Source organism: Brevundimonas sp. CURTG3B2_SDJG, from assembly GCF_057364705.1.
The window spans coordinates 1-19,074 of sequence record NZ_JBNFOJ010000023.1; the positions used below are offsets into that span (position 1 = coordinate 1).

19 protein-coding genes and 5 pseudogenes are annotated in these 19,074 nt (G+C 69.5%); 13 read left to right on the forward strand and 11 right to left on the reverse strand.

Annotated features, from left to right (window positions below; translation table 11 throughout):
* The first annotated feature begins 293 nt into the window (after positions 1–293).
* The 4 genes from rpmB (at position 294) to AC2W7C_RS02660 (ending at position 3,586) form a co-directional block, all read left to right on the forward strand.
* Positions 294–590, forward strand: a complete 297-nt coding sequence (gene rpmB / locus AC2W7C_RS02645) for a 50S ribosomal protein L28 (RefSeq protein WP_486000055.1) — start codon at positions 294–296, stop codon at positions 588–590.
* Positions 591–697: 107 nt separating this feature from the next.
* Positions 698–1,195, forward strand: coding sequence for a hypothetical protein (locus tag AC2W7C_RS02650; RefSeq protein WP_486000056.1), 498 nt, complete (start codon positions 698–700; stop codon positions 1,193–1,195).
* A gap of 27 nt (positions 1,196–1,222) precedes the next feature.
* Positions 1,223–1,558: an MmcQ/YjbR family DNA-binding protein gene (locus tag AC2W7C_RS02655; protein ID WP_486000057.1), complete on the forward strand. Its 336-nt coding sequence runs from the start codon at positions 1,223–1,225 to the stop codon at positions 1,556–1,558.
* Positions 1,559–1,813: 255 nt separating this feature from the next.
* Positions 1,814–3,586, forward strand: coding sequence for a M1 family metallopeptidase (locus tag AC2W7C_RS02660; RefSeq protein ID WP_486000058.1), 1,773 nt, complete (start codon positions 1,814–1,816; stop codon positions 3,584–3,586).
* Here AC2W7C_RS02660 and AC2W7C_RS02665 read toward each other — a convergent pair.
* The 6 genes and pseudogenes from AC2W7C_RS02665 to AC2W7C_RS02690 all read right to left on the reverse strand — a co-directional run bounded on the left by AC2W7C_RS02665 (position 3,583) and on the right by AC2W7C_RS02690 (position 7,125).
* A complete protein-coding gene (locus AC2W7C_RS02665; RefSeq protein ID WP_486000059.1) occupies positions 3,583–4,359 on the reverse strand; it encodes a transglutaminase-like domain-containing protein in 777 nt (258 codons plus the stop codon). The two genes, AC2W7C_RS02660 and AC2W7C_RS02665, sit on opposite strands and share 4 nt — an antisense overlap.
* Before the next feature lie 44 nt (positions 4,360–4,403).
* Positions 4,404–4,634, reverse strand: coding sequence for a hypothetical protein (locus AC2W7C_RS02670; protein WP_486000060.1), 231 nt, complete (start codon positions 4,632–4,634; stop codon positions 4,404–4,406).
* A 79-nt stretch (positions 4,635–4,713) separates the two neighbouring features.
* On the reverse strand, positions 4,714–5,274 hold the full coding sequence (locus AC2W7C_RS02675; RefSeq protein WP_486000061.1) for an HNH endonuclease: 561 nt from the start codon (positions 5,272–5,274) through the stop codon (positions 4,714–4,716).
* Between the two features lie 139 nt (positions 5,275–5,413).
* Positions 5,414–5,806 (reverse strand): ASCH domain-containing protein, encoded by a 393-nt coding sequence (locus AC2W7C_RS02680; RefSeq protein ID WP_486000062.1) that lies wholly within the window; start codon positions 5,804–5,806, stop codon positions 5,414–5,416.
* Between the two features lie 25 nt (positions 5,807–5,831).
* Positions 5,832–6,523, reverse strand: a pseudogene (locus AC2W7C_RS02685) (trimeric intracellular cation channel family protein).
* Positions 6,466–7,125 (reverse strand): DNA-3-methyladenine glycosylase family protein, encoded by a 660-nt coding sequence (locus tag AC2W7C_RS02690; protein WP_486000063.1) that lies wholly within the window; start codon positions 7,123–7,125, stop codon positions 6,466–6,468. The pseudogene AC2W7C_RS02685 and the gene AC2W7C_RS02690 overlap by 58 nt, the downstream one beginning before the upstream one ends.
* A 154-nt stretch (positions 7,126–7,279) precedes the next feature.
* Here AC2W7C_RS02690 and gluQRS point away from each other — a divergent pair.
* Positions 7,280–8,133 (forward strand): annotated as a pseudogene (gene gluQRS / locus AC2W7C_RS02695) (tRNA glutamyl-Q(34) synthetase GluQRS).
* Here gluQRS and ppk2 read toward each other — a convergent pair.
* Positions 8,130–8,879 carry a polyphosphate kinase 2 gene (gene ppk2 / locus AC2W7C_RS02700; protein ID WP_486000064.1) on the reverse strand — a complete coding sequence of 250 codons (750 nt, stop codon included), beginning with the start codon at positions 8,877–8,879 and terminating at the stop codon, positions 8,130–8,132. The pseudogene gluQRS and the gene ppk2 overlap by 4 nt on opposite strands.
* Before the next feature lie 267 nt (positions 8,880–9,146).
* On the opposite strand from ppk2, the gene AC2W7C_RS02705 reads away from it, so the two are divergent.
* The 3 genes from AC2W7C_RS02705 to AC2W7C_RS02715 all read left to right on the forward strand — a co-directional run bounded on the left by AC2W7C_RS02705 (position 9,147) and on the right by AC2W7C_RS02715 (position 10,317).
* On the forward strand, positions 9,147–9,851 hold the full coding sequence (locus AC2W7C_RS02705; protein ID WP_486000065.1) for an extensin-like domain-containing protein: 705 nt from the start codon (positions 9,147–9,149) through the stop codon (positions 9,849–9,851).
* Positions 9,817–9,906, forward strand: a complete 90-nt coding sequence (locus tag AC2W7C_RS02710; RefSeq protein ID WP_486000066.1) for an extensin family protein — start codon at positions 9,817–9,819, stop codon at positions 9,904–9,906. Before AC2W7C_RS02705 ends, AC2W7C_RS02710 begins: the two co-directional genes overlap by 35 nt.
* A gap of 207 nt (positions 9,907–10,113) precedes the next feature.
* Positions 10,114–10,317, forward strand: a complete 204-nt coding sequence (locus AC2W7C_RS02715; protein WP_486000073.1) for a cold-shock protein — start codon at positions 10,114–10,116, stop codon at positions 10,315–10,317.
* A 93-nt stretch (positions 10,318–10,410) separates the two neighbouring features.
* Here AC2W7C_RS02715 and AC2W7C_RS02720 read toward each other — a convergent pair.
* A pseudogene (locus tag AC2W7C_RS02720) lies at positions 10,411–11,241 on the reverse strand (DMT family transporter); the annotation flags it as partial.
* A 152-nt stretch (positions 11,242–11,393) separates the two neighbouring features.
* Between AC2W7C_RS02720 and AC2W7C_RS02725 the strand changes: the two are divergent.
* The 5 genes and pseudogenes from AC2W7C_RS02725 to pgsA all read left to right on the forward strand — a co-directional run bounded on the left by AC2W7C_RS02725 (position 11,394) and on the right by pgsA (position 16,170).
* Entirely contained in the window at positions 11,394–12,152 is a 759-nt protein-coding gene (locus AC2W7C_RS02725) for an NAD(P)H-binding protein (RefSeq protein ID WP_486000067.1), read from the forward strand.
* A 175-nt stretch (positions 12,153–12,327) separates the two neighbouring features.
* A pseudogene (locus AC2W7C_RS02730) lies at positions 12,328–12,773 on the forward strand (DMT family transporter).
* A 49-nt stretch (positions 12,774–12,822) separates the two neighbouring features.
* Positions 12,823–14,709: an excinuclease ABC subunit UvrC gene (gene uvrC / locus AC2W7C_RS02735; RefSeq protein ID WP_486000068.1), complete on the forward strand. Its 1,887-nt coding sequence runs from the start codon at positions 12,823–12,825 to the stop codon at positions 14,707–14,709.
* A gap of 133 nt (positions 14,710–14,842) precedes the next feature.
* A complete protein-coding gene (locus AC2W7C_RS02740; RefSeq protein WP_486000069.1) occupies positions 14,843–15,529 on the forward strand; it encodes a carbonic anhydrase in 687 nt (228 codons plus the stop codon).
* The gene (pgsA, locus tag AC2W7C_RS02745; protein ID WP_486000070.1) at positions 15,526–16,170 is read left to right on the forward strand and encodes a CDP-diacylglycerol--glycerol-3-phosphate 3-phosphatidyltransferase; all 645 of its coding nucleotides are present in this window, start codon (positions 15,526–15,528) and stop codon (positions 16,168–16,170) included. Before AC2W7C_RS02740 ends, pgsA begins: the two co-directional genes overlap by 4 nt.
* A gap of 121 nt (positions 16,171–16,291) precedes the next feature.
* Here pgsA and AC2W7C_RS02750 read toward each other — a convergent pair whose 3' ends face one another.
* From AC2W7C_RS02750 to AC2W7C_RS02760, 3 genes and pseudogenes are all read right to left on the reverse strand, one after another.
* Positions 16,292–17,260, reverse strand: coding sequence for a S46 family peptidase (locus tag AC2W7C_RS02750; protein ID WP_486000071.1), 969 nt, complete (start codon positions 17,258–17,260; stop codon positions 16,292–16,294).
* A 151-nt stretch (positions 17,261–17,411) separates the two neighbouring features.
* Positions 17,412–18,362, reverse strand: a pseudogene (locus AC2W7C_RS02755) (S46 family peptidase); the annotation flags it as partial.
* A gap of 159 nt (positions 18,363–18,521) precedes the next feature.
* A partial coding sequence (locus AC2W7C_RS02760; RefSeq protein ID WP_486000072.1) for a S46 family peptidase occupies positions 18,522–19,074 on the reverse strand: 553 nt, incomplete at its 5' end.

A 19,074-nucleotide genomic window follows, 5' to 3' on the forward strand; every position in this document is an offset into this window, starting at 1 on the left:
GGCGCCGCGGGGCGCGGCCAGCATCAGGGCCCCGGCGCAGCGGGGCGGGCGACGGCGGCGGCTCGGATCAGCATGGTCTTCATTCTAGCCCCTCGGGCGGTCGTTGGCTTCTGGGTACAGTCGATATATGGCGTCATTTGAACCGCGGCTGAACAGGCCCGTTCGGCGCCCGCAAGCCTTGACGCGGCGACGCATCTTCCTCTATACGCCCCCCTCTCGCGCGGGATGACCTCCCGCGCGCTCCTGTTTCATGCGTCCGCGCCCGTCGTGGACCGCGCCCGAAGGATAGTCAGATGTCGCGTCGTTGCGAACTCACCGGTATCGGCCCGATGGTCGGCCACAGCGTGAGCCACTCGAACATCAAGACCAAGCGCCGCTTCCTCCCGTCGCTGAAGGCCGTCAAGGTGACCTCGGACGCCCTGGGTCAGACCTTCTCGCTGCGCATCTCGAACGCCGCGCTGCGCACCCTGGACTACAAGGGCGGCCTGGACGCCTTCATCGTCAAGGCTCGCGACGAGCAGCTGTCGATCGCCGCCCAGCGCATCAAGCGCCAGGTGAAGGCCAAGCTGGCCGAGCAAGCCGCCGCCTGATCGGCGTCAGCGACCTAGTGTTCTGAAGGGGCCGGCGGAAACGCCGGCCTTTTTCTTTTGCGCCGACGGACGTTGTTCATCCGAAGCTCGCAGCTTAGCTTCAAGCGATGCGTAAACTGCTGCGCCGCTTCGTAATGGCCATCTCAAACCTGCATCACATCCCCGACGTGATCCGCCTGGCCACCGAATTGAGCAAAGCCGAGGCTGACGCGGCCCGTCAGGACTACGTCGCCGCCGCGCACCGACTAGCGCGTGTCTATGAGACATCGCTGCCCGAACGCGCCGTACAGCGTTCCACGGCGATCCTGCTTAAGGCGCTGGTGTCTCTACGGCTGGGCGATCCCCAAGCTGCGGCGGAGCTCGCGCCGATTGGGGTCAGGAACGCGGGGCAACTCCGCTTCACGGCCAGCCCGAGCGAACGCGCCTACCTGAAATACGCGGGCCGCTTGATCTTCGAGGAGGCTACTGATCGGCTCGGCGACCCCATGACCATCGACGCCGGAGTGGAGTATGAGAATCTCGACATCGGACGGGTCAGACGCGCGTTGAGGGACGCATACCCCGTATACCGATCACGTCACGACGCTCCTCCTCAGCTGCATTGAGGGACCTTCATTCGGTCCGAGAGGCCCATGACTCGCGAAGAAATGTTCGCCTATGCCCTGAACCAACCCGGCGCCGAGGACTCAACCTTGCACGGCGGGCGGTGCATCCGGGTCCGCGGCCACTGGATCGTCAACGAGGGGCGTCAGCCCGGCGCGCTCGCTCTCGCCCTGGATCTGGAGACTGTGGAGTTTCTGAAGGAGACCGAGCCCCGGACCTATTTCCAGACGCCGCACTACGAAGGATGGCCCGCCGTTCTGGTGCGCTACGAGGCCGCCGACAACGGCCGGCTTATGGAACAGATCGACAAGGCCTGGGCGCGGCGGGCGACCAAGGCCCAGCGGCGGGCTCGAGGGTTCGACTAGGCCTCGGTTCTCTTTCGTCATCCCGGCGAAGGCCGGGACCCAGCGGCGCCGCAGCGAAGCGAAGGCGATAGGGCGACGAGCGCCTCGCGTGAGAGGGTCACGCTCTCGCGCGCCGCCGCCCCCCGGGTCGCTGGGCCCCCGGATGACGAAATAAAGGAAGAGCGCGCTCCTTCGCGGGGAAGCAGTCCAGGCTTTGCGGTTGCGCCGACAGCGGCGTATCGCCAGTCTGGCCGCCTGTTCCCGGAGAGCCGCTTCGTGTCCCTGCCCCTTCGCCGCGCCGCCCTGATCGGCGTCTCCCTCCTGACGCTGGCCTCGGCCTGCGCCGCCGCTGCGGCCCCCTCCATCGCGCGCCAGGACGCGCCTCCCGTCGCCGAACCGGTCGCCGCACCCCAGACGCCGGCGCGTGAATCGACCGCCTTCACCCTGGGCACCGATCAGCCCCGCACGCCCGAGCAGGAGGCGGTGCGGTTCGACAAGGCCGACCTGACGATCAAGGTCCTGCCCGACGACAAGGCCATCGACGCCGTCGCCGTCCTGGACTTCACCGCCCTGGCCCCCGTCGAGACGGTGGTGGTCGAACTGGACACCCTGCTGACGGTCTCCTCGGTCCAGGTGGACGGCCAGGAGATCGGTCCGGACCGCTGGAGCAATCCCGAAGGCCGGATGACCATCCCCCTGCCCCGGCCGCTGACGGCCGGCGACAAGGTGGCGGTCCGCATCGCCTACGCCGGTCAGCCGCGCGTCGCGCCCAACGCGCCCTGGGACGGCGGCTTCGTCTGGGGAACCGTCCCCTCGGGCGAGCCTTGGATCGCCACCGCCGTACAGCCGGAAGGCTGCGACATCTTCTGGCCCTGCATCGACAATCCGCTGGCCGAGCCCGGGCGGGTCGACCTGCACATCATCGTGCCGTCGAACCTGTCGGCGCCGTCCAACGGCCGCTTCCTGGGCAAGGTCGATCACGGCGACGGTTGGACGACCTGGAACTGGTCGGCCGCCAATCCCAACACCTACGCCATCGCCCTGAACATCGGCCCGTACGAAGAGGTCACGGCCGAGTACCGCAGCCGGTTCGGCAACACGATCCCGATGTCCTACTGGCACCTGCGCAGCGACGACCCCGCCAAGGTCCGCGCCCTGTTCGCCGAGTTCGCGCCGATGATGGACTTCTACGAGGCCGTGGTCGGCCCCTATCCCTTCGGCGAGGAGAAGATGGGCGTAGTGGAGACGCCCCACCTGGGGATGGAGCACCAGACCATCAATGCGTACGGCAACGGCTACAAGCTGGACGGCAAGGGCTACGACTGGTTGCTGCACCATGAGCTCTCGCATGAATGGTTCGGCAACCAACTGACCAACCGCAACGCCGACGACATGTGGCTGCATGAGGGCCTGGGCAGCTACATGCAGCCGCTGTACCTGCGCTGGCTGCACGGCGAGCGGTATTTCCAGGCTGAACTGCTGGACCAGCGGAACCAGCTCATCAACCGCTTCCCGGTGGTCTCGGGCCGGGAGAAGGCCGAGGACGAGGTCTACAAGAACGACGTCGGCCCCGGGCTGGACATCTACAACAAGGGATCGCTGATCGCGCATTCCCTGCGCATGCTGATCGGCGACGAGGCCTTCTTCCGATCGGTGACGCGGCTGGTCTACGGCCGCCCCGATCCGCGGCCGGGGAACTTCGCTCCCCGCTATGCGACCACCGGCGACTTCCTGGCCATCGTCAACGAGGAGGCCGGCCGGGACCTGACCTGGTTCTTCCGCGCCTATCTGTACCAGGCCGCCCTGCCCGATCTCAGGCAGACGCGCGAAGGCGACCGGCTGAAGCTGGAATGGGTCGTCGGCGACGGCGGCGTCTTCCCCATGCCGATCGAGGTCGAGGTCGACGGCCGCCGCGTCGCCGTGCCCATGACCGGCGGCCGGGGCGAGGTGGCGGCTCCCATTGGGGCGCACGTGCTGATCGATCCGGACAACAAGGTCCTGCGCCGGCTGGACTTCATCGAGGTCTGGAAGGGCCGCGAGCCGCGCTAGATCGCGCCGGCGGTCACCGACTGGCGCACCAGGCTGCAGCTGCCCTGGGTGGTCAGGAAGGCGATGTCCGCCGCGTCGCGGCCGCAGGCGATCCGCACCAGTCCCTCGACCGGAGCCAGTCCCGTCGGATCGACCAGCCACCAGCCGTTGGACAGCCAGACCTCGAAGATCGCGTGGAAATCCGGCGGGGTCAGTTGGTCCGCATACGCGCTGACCGCCCGGGCCGGAATGCCGGAAGCCCGGCACAGGGTGATGCCCAGGTGAGTGAAGTCTCGGCACACGCCGGCGCGGTCGATGAAGGTCCGCGCCGCCGTGGTCTCGCTGTCCGATACGCCCGGCTCGTAGTCGATGTTCTCGCGGATCCAGTCCAGGATCTTCAGCACCCTGTCGCCCCCGACCGTTCCGCCGAAGGTCCGCTCGACGAAGCGGCCGAACTGGTCCGACGGGCAATAGCGGCTGGGGTTCAGATAGGTCAGCACCTCGGCCGGAAGCGCCTTCCAGTCGTGCTGCACCGTGACGGGCGGCAGCCCCTTCAGCAGGCCGTTGTCGACGACGGCCTCGTAGCTCAGAGCCACTTCGCCGGACAGCCGAGCGCGCAAGGTCCGGGCCCCGAACTCGTCGTCCTCGTTCTCGATGAACTCGACGGTCGGCGCCGTGGTCAGGCGTTCCTCGAGCACGGTCTGCCCGGGCCAGTGCGCCACCTGGATCTTGTAGATGGCGTCGGTCGGGGGATCGAACCGATAGACCAGGTCGGCGCGCACGCGGATCTTCATCCGCGCTGACTGGCTGTCCGGCGGACCGGCGTCAAGCGACGCCTTTAGTCGCTGTCGGAATCGTCGTCCCCAGCCGCGATCGCCACGGTGGCGGCGATGACGCCGGCGATGGCGACCACGCCGATCACCGGAATACCGAAGAGCTCGCTGGACTCCCCGGCGGCGGGGCCCACGCGGTCGCCCACCCGGGACGCGCTCGTGGTCTGACCGGCGGCGAGCGCCTGGCCGGAAATCAGCAACAGGCCGGCGGTGACGGCGGCGATGGCTTTCTTCATGACGCAATCCTCTACGAACTCGAAGAGGCCAAACAGAATTCCACGAGGGAGGTTCCCGTTCGAGGCGAAAGAAAGCGGATCAGGGCTCCAGTTCGATGTCCCAGTAGAGGTAGTCGAGCCAGCTCTGATGCAGGTAGTGCGGCGGGAACCGGCGACCCAGCTCCTGCAGCTGCCATGCGCTGGGCCGGTGCGGCTCGCGGCGGATCGGCATGCCCGCCTGGGCCGGGGTCCGCCCGCCCTTGCGCAGGTTGCAGGGCCCACACGCGGCGACGATGTTCTCCCATGTGGTGCGACCACCCCGCGAGCGGGGCACCACATGGTCGAAGGTCAGTTCGGTGGCGTCGCCGCAGTACTGGCAGGCGAAACCGTCGCGCAGGAAGACGTTGAAGCGGGTGAAGGCGGGCTGGCGGTCCTGGTCGATGTAGCTTTTCAGCGCGATGACGCTGGGCAGCCGGATCTCCATCGACGGGCTGCGCACCACCTTGTCGTATTCGGAGACCACGTCGACGCGGTCCTGGTACACCGCCTTGACCACCTCCTCCCACGGCCAGATCGACAGGGGGTAGTAGGACAGCGGGCGGAAGTCGGCGTTCAGCACCAGCGCGGGCCAGCCGGACGGGGGACGGCTCAGGACCTGCATCAGGTCCTCGCCGGTCGGGAGAGGGTCATGGACGCGACAGGACTGAAGACACGTCTCCTTCCCTAGTCTGTGGGCGGAATCTACGACCGATTCTCTTTCACCGCCATGACCGGGACGCAGTGTTTTCGTGACGCCTCGCTTAGAAGCGTTCGACCAGTTCGAACCGTTCGCACACCACCCGCATGTCGGGCGAGAAGACGCCTTCGCGTTCGAAATAGGCCTGATGGCCCACGCGCCAGTACTCCGGGGACAGGTCGCCCTCGCCTTCGGCGCGCATGAAGTCCTCGCTGACCTCGGCGTAGGTCGTGATCTCGACCTCCGTCGTCCGGATCACGCAGGCCTGGCGTCCCCGACCGTCCAGGATGACGCTGAGCCCGCCGACCTCGGGCATGACGTCCGCCTCGCAGGAGGCGAGCGACGAGCAGGTGGCCCGCTTCGCACCCGTCAGCACCAGGGCCAGCAACTCGTCCGCCAGTTCCGGACTGTCTCCGAACGCCCAGCGGGGCGCGTCGCGATAGGCGTCGATCGGCATTCGGCTTCTGTCCCTCAGTGCCGGATCACGGTGCCGGGAACGCCGGCAGGCTCCAGCCCCAGACCAGCGCTCCGGCCCGAAGCGCGAAGCCGCACCCGGCGGCGACGAAGGCCGCGGGCCAGGCGTCCAGTCCGAAGAAGCGCGCGACCACGAACACGGTCGCGGCCAGCAGGGCCGCCGATACGGTGATCTCGCGCCTCAGCAGGATCGACGGCTCTCCGGCCAGCAGGTCGCGCACCACCCCGCCGAAACAGGCCGTCAGGGCGCCCATGACGATGCAGATCAGGGGCGCGATCCCGGCGGCCTCGGCCTTGGCGGCCCCCAGCACGCCGTAGGCGGCCAGGCCGACGGCGTCCAGCCACAGCAGGGCCCGGAACCGCCAGGGCCGCGCTCCGACCAGCCACACCGCCACCGAGGCTGTCAGGCATACGGCGATGTAGCGCCAGTCCTGCACCCAGAAGACCGGGGCCCGATCAGCAGATCGCGCAGGGTGCCGCCGCCGACCCCGGTGATCGCTCCGAAGAAGGCGAAGGTGACGAGATCGTGCTTCTGGCGGGCGGCCGCCAGGGCGCCGGTGGCGGCGAACACCGCCACGCCCGCGAAGTCGAGCACGCCGAGCACCGTCTCGGGCGTGGCCAGGTTGGGATCGACGATGGGCGTCACGCGGCGGGGGTCTCCTCCAGCGCGACCTCGCCGCGCTTGACCGCCCCATACCATCCCCAAAGCAGATGCGCCGCAACGCTGCGATGCGGCCGCCACGCTTCCGACCTCAGATACGCGTCCTTCTCCTTGGGGCGCAGCGCGGCTCCGTCCACCCAGCGCATCGCCTCCTGCAGCGCGATGTCGCCGGCCGGGAAGACGTCGGTGCGGCCCTCGCAGAACATCAGGAAGGTCTCGGCGGTCCATCTGCCGACACCCTTGATCGCGGTGAGGCGCGCGACCGCCTCTTCGTCGGAAAGGCGTTCCAGATGGTCGAAATCGATCCGCCCCTCGACATGAGCCCGCGCGATCTCATGCCCGTAGGTCGCCTTCTGGATCGACAGCCCGAACGACCGCAACGTCTCGATGTCGACCGCCAGCACGGCGTCGGGCGCCATCCGCCCGGCCAGGCCGTCCCCCACGCGCCTCCAGATCGCATTGGCGGAGGCCACCGAGACCTGCTGCTCGACGATCATTCGGAACAGCCCCTCGAAGCCGCCGGTCCGGGTCCGCCATTCGAAGGTCGGCGTCCCCGCGTTCGCTCGGGCCAGCGCCGGGTCAAGCCGCACCAGGGCGACCCGGGCGGCGGCGATCTGTTCGGGACCAGGGGCGATCGGCATGGGACCTCATCGACAGCGGGAAGCGGCCGATCTAGTCGTTCCGCATGCCCATCTTGGACGAACTTGCCTGTCCGATCACCACGGCGCGCCCGCTCGCCGCCTATGAGGGCCGGAACCCGCCAACGCCCAGGGCGGCGGCGCTGGAGACGAGGCGATGACGCTGGTCACCCGGTTCGCCCCTTCGCCGACAGGTCGTCTGCACAAGGGTCACGCCTTCTCGGCGCTCACGGCCTGGGCCGCCGCCAGGGCCGTCCCGGGCGGCCGCTTCCTGCTGCGGATCGAGGACATCGATCCCACCCGCTGCAAGCCCGAGTTCGATCAGGCGATCCTGGACGACCTGACCTGGCTGGGATTGGACTGGGACGGGCCGGTGCGGCGCCAGTCCGCCCACCTGACCGACTATGCGACGGTGGTCGACGCCCTGGACCGGCGCGGCCTGCTGTACCGCTGCTTCCGCACCCGCAAGGACATCCTGGACGCCATCGGCGACGCGCCGCATGGCCCGGCCGACGCCGTCCGCCCCGGGCCGCATCCGCCCGCCCAGGAGGTCGCCTTCCTGGACGAAGGCCGCCCTTCGCCTGGCGCCTGTCGCTGGACCGGGCCCGACAGGCGCTGGGCGAGCGCGCCTGGGAGGCCCTGACCTTTGTCGAGGAAGGCGAGGGGCCAGGCGGCGAACGCGGTCTGATCCGGGCGCGGCCCGAGACCGCCGGCGACGTCGTCGTCGCCCGCAAGGACGCCGGGACGGCCTACCATGTGGCGGTCACCCACGACGACGCCCTGCAGGGCGTCACCCAGGTGATCCGGGGCCGGGATCTGTTCGAGGCGACCCACATCCAGGTCCTGATTCAGGCGCTCATGGGCTGGCCGACCCCGGCCTATCGCCACCACCGCCTGCTGACCGGAGAGGACGGCCGGCGGTTCGCCAAACGCGACGGCTCCGTCACCATGGCCCAGCTCAGGGCCGACGGAATCGACCCGACCACGTTGAGGGCCCAGTTGGGCTTCTAGCGGAACAGGCGAGCCGCGTTCTTGGCCGCCGGGAACAGCACCTTGGCGTCAGGCGTCGGCGCCTTGGCGCCGGGCCCGCCGATGGTCCGCAGGATATGGCGGATGACGTTCAGGCGCGCGTCCTTCTTGCGGTCGGTGGCCACCACCGTCCAAGGCGCGTGGCGGCTGTCGGTCTCGCCCAGCATGCGGTCCCGGGCGGCGGTGTAGGCGTCCCAGCGGGCCTGGGCCTCGGCGTCCAGCGACGAAACCTTGAAACGCTTCAGCGGGTCCTCCACGCGCGCGGCCAGGCGCTCGGCCTGCTCCTTCTTGGAGATGTCCAGCCACAGCTTGATCAGCACGATCCCGTCGTCCGCCAGCATGTGCTCGAACCGTGGCGCGTCCTTCAGGAACTGGGTCTGCTGGCCGGGGGTGCAGAACCCCATCACGGGTTCGACCCCCGCCCGGTTGTACCAGGAGCGGTTGAAGATCACGGTCTCGCCGGCGGCCGGCAGGTGCGGGACGTAGCGCTGGAAATACCACTGGCTGGTCTCGCGGTCGGTCGGTTTGGGCAGGGCGATCACTCGCGTCTGCCGTGGCGACATGTATTCCGTCAGCCGCTTGATCGCGCCGTCCTTTCCCGCCGAGTCCCGCCCTTCGAAGACCACCAGGGTCCTCAGGCCCTTGTCGATCGTCCAGGCCTGGGTCTCCACCAGCAGGACTTGCAGGCGCTCCAGTTCGGCTTCGTACGCGTCGTCGGATTTGCTCATCGCCTGACCCTGCGCTCCAACGCCTGATTGGGCAACATCAAGCGCTCTTCATGAGCCTTTCGTCCGGGCGCCTACTAGTTTGCGGGCGTTTCAGTAAGGCGCCCGTGAACGTCATCCGCCGCACGCTTTTGGCCGGGGGAACCACCCGGCCCGACGGCGGCGGCGCGGTCGCCTTCAGCCTTCTGGCCCGCCGCCTGGCCGCCCTCGCCGCCTGATGCCGGCCTCTGTCTTTCGCCCATCGCACGGGGCGGGTAAGCCTGGGCGAACATGGATCGCGATTTCGCCGACTTCTGGAACCTGCTGTGGGAGACGGCGCTGGGCGTGTGCGCCGCCTTCGCCCTGCTGAACGCCTTCGCGCCGCACCAGGACCTGCCCTGGAAGCCCCTGGACCTCAGCCGTCCGATCGGCCACGCCACGGCGGCCAAGGTCGACGACTTCGAACTGGCCCGGACCGCGGCCCCGGAAGAGGTCGCCGCCGTCACCGACGCCTGCATCCAGATCCTGCGCGAGGCCGGCGTGCGGGTCGAACGGGTCGAGGATCGCGACGACGGCGGCTTCTGCATCGTCCGCGGCGCCGTGCGCATCACCGGCGGGGCCGTGACCCCGCTCAACCCGGGCGGCCTGGTGATGCAGTGCCCATTGGCCGTTCGCTACGTCATCTGGGACCGGCAGATCCTTCAGCCCGCGGCTCGCGAGGTCTTCGGTTCCGGGGTCGCGCGGGTCGAGACCTACGGGTCCTACGCCTGCCGGCGGATCTACAATTCCACGGAAACCCGCGACCGGCCCAGTGAACACGCCCGGGCCAACGCCCTGGATGTGTCCGCGATCCGGCTGGAGGACGGCCGCACCGTCTCCATCGCCGGCGACTGGACGGGCCAGGGCGGCGCGGGGCCGACGCCGCCGGTTCCTGAAACGCCTTCGCGACGGGGCCTGCCGGGTGTTCTCGACCGTTCTGACCCCGGACTACAATGAAGCCCACCGCGACCATCTGCACCTGGATGGCGCGCCCCGGGGTTTGTGCGCCTGACCGGTGTAACCATGTTCGCCTTGCGAGCGAATCGCTTTGCTGTTGACCGGCTGCGCTTTGCGGGAGAGAACTTCGCCCGCAGTCCGGATTTTGCGCGGCCTCCACACCCGCGCGGCGCTCTTTCGCCTGAACGAGCTTGTCCAGATGGGCTGACAGGCGCCCCCTTCGGGGCGTCTGCCTGGAAAAGCGCGTTTACGGAGACGCACAATGGCGACCGGCACGGTCAAGTGGTTCAACCCGACCAAGGGCTATGGTTTCATCCAGCCTGACGGCGGCGGCTCGGACGTTTTCGTCCACATCACCGCCGTTCAGAAGGCCGGCCTGGCGGGCCTGGATGAGAACGCCAAGGTCGAATACGAGCTGGAATCCCAGCGCGGCAAGACCTCGGCGGTGGACCTGAAGATCCTCTAAGGGTCGACGACACCACGCATTCATGAGTTGGGCGCGGACGCTTGCGCCTCCGCCGTCCTCTTTGACCGAGGCCCACTGGGCCAGCACCACGCCGGCCAGGACGGCCGCTCCGCCCGCGAGCTGCGCCAGGGTCATCGTCTCGGCGAACAAGAGCCAGCCCAGCACGGCGGCGACCACCGGCTGCAATAGGACGGTCACCGAGGTCAGCGCCGCCGGCAGCCGGCCCAACGACCAGGCCACCCCGCCCTGCCCGACCACGTGCATCAGGCCCAGGCCCGCGCACGCCGCCCATCCGGCGATCGACGCCGGAAGAAGCGTCTCGCCCAGCCCCAACGACACGACCAGCAGCAGCGGCGTTCCCAGGGCGGTGGACCACAGCATGATCCTGCCTGCCGAACTCTCGCGCCGGGCCTGTTTCACCACCAGGAAATAGCCCGCGTACCAAAGAGCGGTGACCGTGGCGAACAGGTCGCCCAGCCGCGGATGGGTCCCCTGCCCGCCGTCAGCGCCCGCCGACATGGCGAACGCGCCCGCCAGCGCCAGGGCCAGGGCTCCCAGGAACAGGGCGCGCGGCCGGTCGCGGAAGACGAACCAACCGACCAGGGTCACCACCACGGGCGTCAGATTGGTCAGCACGGTGGCGTTGGCCACCGAGGTCATCACGATCCCGTAGTGCCAGAACGACAGGTCCAGCACGAAGAACAGGGCCGCCAGCGCCATCCATTTCGACGGCCGTCCCATCCCCTCTCCGCCGGGTCTGGCGGTCAGAACCAGCAGCAAGGGCAGGGCGAACACGAACCGCCAGAAGCCCGCCGCCGCCGGCCCCGTCTCGGTCAGCCGCACCAGGATCGGCGCCAGCCCCAGCACGCACGCCGAGACGATCAGCACGATCAAGGCGGAAAGGCGCGACGGAGCGGCGGGCATGGAGCAGATATAGAGCAAACCTCGCCCCGCTTCCGCCGGAGGTTGGCGTTTCCCTCCGGGACGATGGCGGCGGGATGGCGCCAGGATGCGCCCGGCGCGGAACCCTCTCGCCCGCGCCCGGTTCCTTCGGCTCCAGCCCGTGGGAGCGAGACATGCATGTGATCCTGGGCGCCACCGGCCACGTCGGCTCGGCCTGCGTGGAGGCGCTGCTTGATCAGGGCGAGGCGGTGATCGCAGTCGTCCATCACGCCGGCAAGGGCGACGGCCTGAAGGCCCTCGGGGCGAAGATCGCCGTGGCCGACGTCGCCGACCCTGACGCCTTGCGCGCCGTGCTGAAGCGGGGCCGCCGCGCCTTCCTGCTGAACCCGCCAGCGGACCCGTCCACCGACACCGACGCCCGGGAGCGCGCCACCATCGCCGCCATTCTGGCCGCGCTCGACGGCTCGGGCCTGGAGAAGGTGGTGGCCGAAAGCACCATGGGCGCCCGCCCCGGCGACCGCATCGGCGACCTCAATGTGCTGTACGAATTCGAGCAGGGTCTCCAGGGCCAGCCGATTCCCGCCGCCTTCAACCGCGCGGCCTATTACTTCAGCAACTGGGACATCGCGTTGGAGACCGCGCGGGAACAGGGCGTGGTCCACACCATGTTCCCCATCGATTACCGCCTGCCCATGGTCGCGCCGCGCGACCTGGGCCGCGCCGCGGCGCGGCGGCTGACCAGCCCCTTGGACGACGTGGGCGTCCGTTATGTCGAAGGGCCTCGCCGCTACGCCGCGAGCGACGTCGCCCAGGCCTTCACCGCCGCCCTGGGCCGGCCGGTGCGCGCGGTCGAGACGCCGCGAGACCAGTGGATCCAAGCGTTCCGCTCAATGGGCTTCTCCGCGCCGCGGCCGACAGCTACGCCCGCATGACCGCCGTCACCGCCGACGACGCCGAAATGCCGCCCGAAGCGGAGACCGAGAAGGGCGAGACAACGCTTGAAGCCTATATCCGGGACCTGGTCGCCCGGGCCTGACGCCGCCGCCCTGCCTTGGCCGAAGGCAACTTCCCGATGCGGCCGGCGCGACAAGCTGTTAGCCAATGGGCATGAACCCCAATCTGATCGCCATCCTGCTCGTGGTCCTGGCCGGCGGAGCGACCGCGCTTCAGGCGCCCACCAACGCCCGGCTGGCCGGGGCCGTGCTGTCGCCGGTCAACGCCGCCTTCGTCTCGTTCGCCGTCGGCACGCTCGCGCTGGGGGTCCTGGCCCTGGTGCTTCAGACCCGGCCCGACATGACGGCGCGCGCGGCCTGCCCTGGTACGCCTGGGTCGGCGGTCTATACGGCGCGGTCTTCGTCGTCGCCGCGGCCTGGGCGGTGCCGCGCCTCGGCGTCGCCCTGACCATCACCCTGATGGTCGCGGGTCAGCTGTTGATCAGCCTTGTGCTGGACCATTTCGGCGCCCTGGGCGTGCCGCGCCAGCCGCTGAACCTGGGCCGCCTGGCCGGCGTCGCCCTGGTGATCGGCGGGGTGCTGATGGTCCGGCGCTTCTGAGCGGCTCCTGCCGCTTCGCGACAGGGCGCGGGCGCCTATATTGGCGCCGATGACCGAGGAGACGCCCGCCCCCGATTCGGCGCTGAAGGCCGCCGACCTGATCCGCGACGAGGCGCGGCGCGCGCCCGACAAGCCGGGGGTCTATCGCATGTACGGCGAGGACGGCGCCTGCCTGTACGTCGGCAAGGCCCGCTCCCTGAAGAAGCGCGTCCTCCAGTACGCGCAAGGCCGTTTCCACACCCAGCGCATCGGCCTGATGGTCTCGCTGACCCGATCGATGGAGCTGGTCATCACCGCCTCCGAGACCGAGGCCCTGCTGCTGGAATCCAGCTTCATCAAGAAGCTGAAGCCGCGCTTCAACGTCGTGCTGCGCGACGACAAGTCCTTCGCCGAGCTGATGATCCGGCGCGACCACCGCGCGCCCCAGATCCGCAAGCACCGGGGCGCCCACGCCATCAAGGGCGACTATTTCGGCCCCTTCGCCTCGACCTGGGCGGTCAACCGCACCCTGACCACCCTGCAGAAGGCCTTCCTGCTCCGGTCCTGCTCGGACAGCGTCTACGAGACCCGCACCCGGCCCTGCATGCTGCACCAGATCAAGCGCTGCTCGGCCCCGTGCACGGGCCTGATCTCGCTGGAGGACTACGGCGGCCTGGTGGAGGAGGCGGAGGCCTTCCTGCGCGGCAAGTCGCGCGCCGTCATCGGCCGCCTGTCGAAGGAGATGCAGGCCGCCTCCGACGACATGGATTTCGAACAGGCCGCCCGCGTGCGCGACCGCATCCGCGCCCTGTCCGCCATTTCGATGGAGAACTCGGTCTCCGCCGAGGGCGTCGCCGAGGCCGACGTCTTCGCCCTGCACTCGGACGGCGGCCAGGCCTGCGTCCAGGTCTTCTTCTACCGCGGCGGCCAGAACTGGGGCGGCCGCGCCTACTTCCCCCGCGTGGACAAGGCCGACGCCGATCCCGAGATCCTCGCCGCCTTCCTGGGCCAGTTCTACGAGGACAAGCCGGTCCCGCGGCAGATCCTGTCCAATGTCGTCCCGCACGAGAAGGAGCTGCTGGAAGAAGCCTTCTCCATGAAGGCCAAGACGATCGACGGCCGCCGGGTCGTCAGCATCGAGCGGCCGGCGCGCGGCGACCGCAAGGCCCTGGTCGACCACGCCCTGACCAACGCCCGCGAGGCCCTGGGCCGCAAGATGGCCGAAAGCTCGGCCCAGTCGAAGATCCTGGACGAGGTCTGCGAGGCCTTCGGCCTGGACGCCCGCCCGGAACGGATCGAGGTCTACGACAACGCCCACATCCAGGGGACCAACGCGGTCGGCGGCATGATCGTCGCGGGCCCGGACGGTTTCCAGAAGTCGCAGTACCGCAAGTTCAATATCCGCGGTCAGGACCTCACCCCCGGCGACGACTACGGCATGATGCGCGAGGTCATGCGCCGCCGCTTCAGCCGCCTGGTCAAGGACGAGGACGAGGGCGAGGAGGTCGTGCGCCCCGACCTGCTGCTGATCGACGGCGGCGCGGGCCAACTGGCCGAGGTCCAGGCCGTCCTGGCCGACCTGGGCCTGGACGACATCCTCGCCGTCGGCGTCGCCAAGGGCCCGGATCGCGACGCCGGCAAGGAGCATTTCTTCGTGCCCGGCAAGCCGCCCTTCATGCTGCCGCTGAAGTCGCCGGCGCTCTACTACATCCAGCGGCTGCGGGACGAGGCGCACCGGTTCGCCAACGGCGCCCACGCCAAGCGTCGGTCGATGGACATCAAGCGCAACCCGCTGGACGAGATCGAAGGCGTCGGCCCCGGGCGCAAGAAGGCCCTGCTGCATGCCTTCGGTTCCGCCAAGGGCGTCGGCCGGGCCTCGGTGGTCGACCTGGTCAAGGTGGACGGGGTCAGCCAGGCCCTGGCCGAACGCATCCACGCCTTCTTCCGGAAGCCGTAAGTCCTCCCCTACAGGGGAAGGAGGACCGCGAAGCGGTGGAGGGGCGCCGGCCCCGCGCTCGCTGTAACGCCCCTCCACCATGCATCGCATGGTCCCCCTCCCCCTCCGGGTGAGGAATGCTTATACGAACGCCATGTCCGACGAATCCCGCGACGCGCTTCTCTCCGGCTATCGCCGCTTCCGCGAAGACCACTGGCCCGCCGCCCGCGCGGAGTACGAAGCGCTGGCCGCCAAGGGCCAGAAGCCGCACACCCTGATCGTCGCCTGCTCCGACAGCCGCGCCGACCCGGCCCTGATCTTCGACGCCGCCCCGGGCCAGCTGTTCGTGGTCCGCAACGTCGCCAACCTGGTGCCGCCCTACGAGCCGGACGGCCGACTGCACGGCGTCTCGGCCGCGCTGGAGTTCGGCGTGAAGGTGCTGAACGTCTCGCGCATCATGGTCCTGGGCCACGCCCACTGCGGCGGCGTGAACGCCATGATGTACGGCGCGCCCGACAACTGCCGGGACTTCGTCGCCCCCTGGGTCGCCCAGGGCGCGCCGGTCGTGCGCCGCATCTGCGAGACGGTTCCGCCCGAACAGGCCGAGCGGCTGTCCGAAGAGGCCATCGTGCGCCTGTCGATCGAGAACCTGCGCACCTTCCCCTGGATCGCCGAGCGCGAGCCGCCGGGACCCTGGTCCTCAGCGGCGTCCATTTCGGCATCGCCGACGGGGTTCTCAGCTCCCTGCGCGGCCCGGGCCGTTCGAGCCGCTGGACTGATCGCTCGCCTCATGCAGCGAAGCGTGGCAGACGGACGTTCAAGGACCGGAGCCCGATCATGACCCCCCATCCGCACGTCAATCCCATCCCCAACATCCTGACCGGCCTGCGCCTGGCCGCCGGCGTGGTGATGTTCCTGATGCTGGCGGGCGCCGCGCCCGGCTTCATGGACGGCTTCCTGTCGCCCGAGCAGCAGCTCAGCTTCGGGGTCTGGGCCTTCTGGATCTACGCCGTCGCCGCCTCGACCGACTGGGTCGACGGCTTCCTGGCGCGGCGCTGGCACGCCACCACCCGCTGGGGCGCCATCCTGGACCCGATCGCCGACAAGGTGCTGATCACCGGCGCCATCCTGGGCGTGCTGGCCTCCGGCTCCCTGCCCGGCATCGCCGTGCCCTGCGGCCTGATCCTGTTCCGCGAATTCGCCGTCTCGGCGCTGCGCGAGACGGTCGCCGGCAAGGTCAAGCTGCCGGTCACCCTGCTGGCCAAATGGAAGACGCTGCTGCAGATGCTCGCCCTGGGCGCGCTGCAGCTGACCCTGCTGTGGGACGCCTTCGGCCTGCGCAATCCCGACGGCACCGCCCCGGAATGGCAGACCCATTTCGAGACCTTCGCCGTCGCCCTGACCTGGGTCGCCGCCGCCGTCACCCTGTGGACCGGCTGGCAGTACTTCTCCAAGGCCCAGCAGAAGATGAGCCAGCTGTAGGCGCTTCGCGCCAGTGGTTAGCGGTGAGTGGTTAGCGGCTGCTGGATCACGGGTCGTGGGCGGTTGGCGCGAGCCGCGCCGCGTCAGCCACTAATCACCAACCACTAACCACTTCACGCGCTCAGTCGGCAGCCAGTTCATCCACCAGCCGCTGCATGCCGTAGACGTCCCGCAACGCCGTGGTCACCGCGCCCGTGGTCACGATCACCGAGCGATTGACGTTGCGGTCGTAGCCGTAGGCGTTGCGCTGGGTCAGGACGGTGGAGTCGAAGTTGGCGCCCAGGATTTCGCCCTGGGCGTTCACCACCGGGCTGCCCGACGAGCCGCCGATGGTGTCGGACGACACCGCCATGTTCAGAACGGTCGAGCCGTCGATCCGGCCGCGCGCGGCCAGCAGTTTCGGGGCCACGTCGAACGGCGGAGCCCCGGTCGCGCGGTCCCACAGGCCGTCGAAGGTGGTGAAGGCGCCGAACCGCTGGCCCGGCACGTCGGTCCCCTCGATCTGCCCGTAGGTCAGCCGCAGCGTCCCCGTCGCGTCCGGATAGACGCTGTCGCCGTAAGCCTCGAACCGGGCCGCCGCCAAGGCTTCCGAGGCGCGGTCGGTCGGCGCCTGGACCTTCTCCTCCCACTCCGTCCGGATGGCGCGGGTCGGCTCCTGGATCGACAGCAGGTACTGGATCAGCGGATCGTCGGAGGCCTGGACCGCCGCCAGGCCGCCCTCCCACATGGCGCGCCGCACCGCCGGATCGGCCAGCTTCGTGCCCTCGATCAGGCGCGCCGACAGTTGCTCGGGGCTTTCGCGCCCCAGCAGGGCGCGCACGCGCGGATCGTCGACCGTCAGCCATTCGCGGGTCTTGGAGAGCCACCATTCCATGCGCACCTGCTCCAGCGCCGGATAGACCGGGCGCTCGGCCAGCAGGCCCGTCTGCACGCCCGCCAGCCGGCTGTCGGCGTATTCGGGCAGGCGCTCGGCCGAGGGCTTGGTCCGTTCCTGGGCGCCGCGCACCAGGGTGCGGGCCCAGCTGAACAGCTGCGAACCGCCGGCGACCGAGGTGGTCCCCATGCCGGTGCCGCCTTCCAGCAGCGCCATCGCGGGATAGAGCTCGCGCGCCGTCGGCTGGATGCGCGCCAGGGCCGCCCAGGGATCGTTGTCCCCCGTGACGTCGGCGCGGTGGCGGAAGTCGCTCGGCCGCCTGCTTCATCTGCATGAAGCCCGGATCGGTCAGCGCCCGCATGCGGCCCAGGCCGCGCTTGTAGGTGTTCTCCAGGCTGACGATCGGATCCATGGCCTCGAAGGCCTGGCGCTCGCCTTCCTGCGAATAGCGGATCAGACGACCGCGCAGTTCGGACGCGATCAGCTGGTCCAGCGGCAGGACCACGTCCCGGACGGTCGCCAACTGCTCCATGGTCAGCAGGCGCTGGGTCGCGCCCGGACTGCCGGTGACGAACACCGGCGTCCCCTCCGTCGGCCGGGCCGCGTTCCACTTGAAGTGCGTCGGCGTCGCCGCCGGCGCCCCGTTCTCATACAGGCGGATGAAGGCCGCATCGATGGCGAAGCGGGGGAAGGAGAAGTTGTCCAGGTCGCCGCCGAAGGTCGCCGCCCGGTCCTCGGGCGCCCAGGCCAGGCGCACGTCCGAGTACTTCTTGTAGGTGTACAGCTTGAACTGGCCGCCGCGGTACAGGCTCACCACCTGGCAGCGCTTGTCAGTCGCGGCGCCGCAGGCTTCCTGCTCGATCCGCCCGGCCTCGGCGTCGCGCGCCTGGGTGAAGGCCTGGCCGCTGAGGCCGCGCCCGGCCGCGTGCATCCGCTCGGTGACGTCGGTGATGTCGGTCAGGATCTCCGCCGTTCCGCCCGGGCATTTCAGCTCCTCCTCGCGGCTGCGCGGCGTGAAGCCGGTCTCGGCGTAGTTGACCGCCTGCGTCGACAGATTGGCCACGCAGGTGGCGACGCAGTGGTTGTTGGTCATCACCAGGCCCTCGCCCGACACCAGCCCCGCCGAACAGCCGCCGAACTTCACCGAGGACAGCCTGACCCGGTCCAGCCAGGCCTGGTCGATGTTCGTCCCTAGCGCCTGATTGGCCCGGGCGATGGGGAAGTTGTCGAAGGTCCACATGCCCTCCTCGGCCTTGGCCGCCGATCCGGCGGCGAGGGTCAGCAGGGCGGCGGCGAGGGCGGGGCTGAGATGACGCATGTTGCGGCTCCAACAATTCTGCCTCCCTGAAGGGGAGGGTGGCTGACGCGCCAGCGTCAGACGGGTGGGGGCGGCGGATCAATGGTCTCGCGGCCGCCCCCACCCTGTCGTCGCTCCGCGCCGACATCCCTCCCCGGGCGGGGAGGGAGACGATCGGCCCTATCGCCGACGACGCTGCGGCTGGTCGACGCCCAGCTCCTGCAGCAGGCGGGGCATCGGATAGATGTTGCGCAACGCTTCGGTGATCGCCGCGGTCGACACCGTCACCGTCCGGTTCAGCTCGCCGTCGTAGCCGAACGAGCCGCCCAGCGAGTGGATGTTGCCGTCGAAGGCGGCGCCGATCACTTCACCGTTCGCGTTGATGACCGGCGAGCCCGAGTTGCCGCCGATGATGTCGTTGGTCGAGGTGAAGTCGTAGACGACGTCCTTGTTCACCCGGCTCTCGTTATCGATGAAGGCCTGCGCCGCGTTGAACGGCTCCGATCCCGTAGCCCGTTCGTACAGCCCGCCCATGTAGGTGAAGGGGGCCACGGTCACGCCACGGTAGGTCCAGCCCTGAACCTGGCCGTAGGACAGGCGCAGGCTGAAGGTCGCGTCCGGATACAGGTTGGTGCCGTAGGCCGCGAAGCGGGCCTGGGCGACCTTCTCGGCGGCGCGGGCGGTCGGGGGCGTTGACCTCGGCGGCCCAGCGGGGCGCCGATCGCCTGGGCGG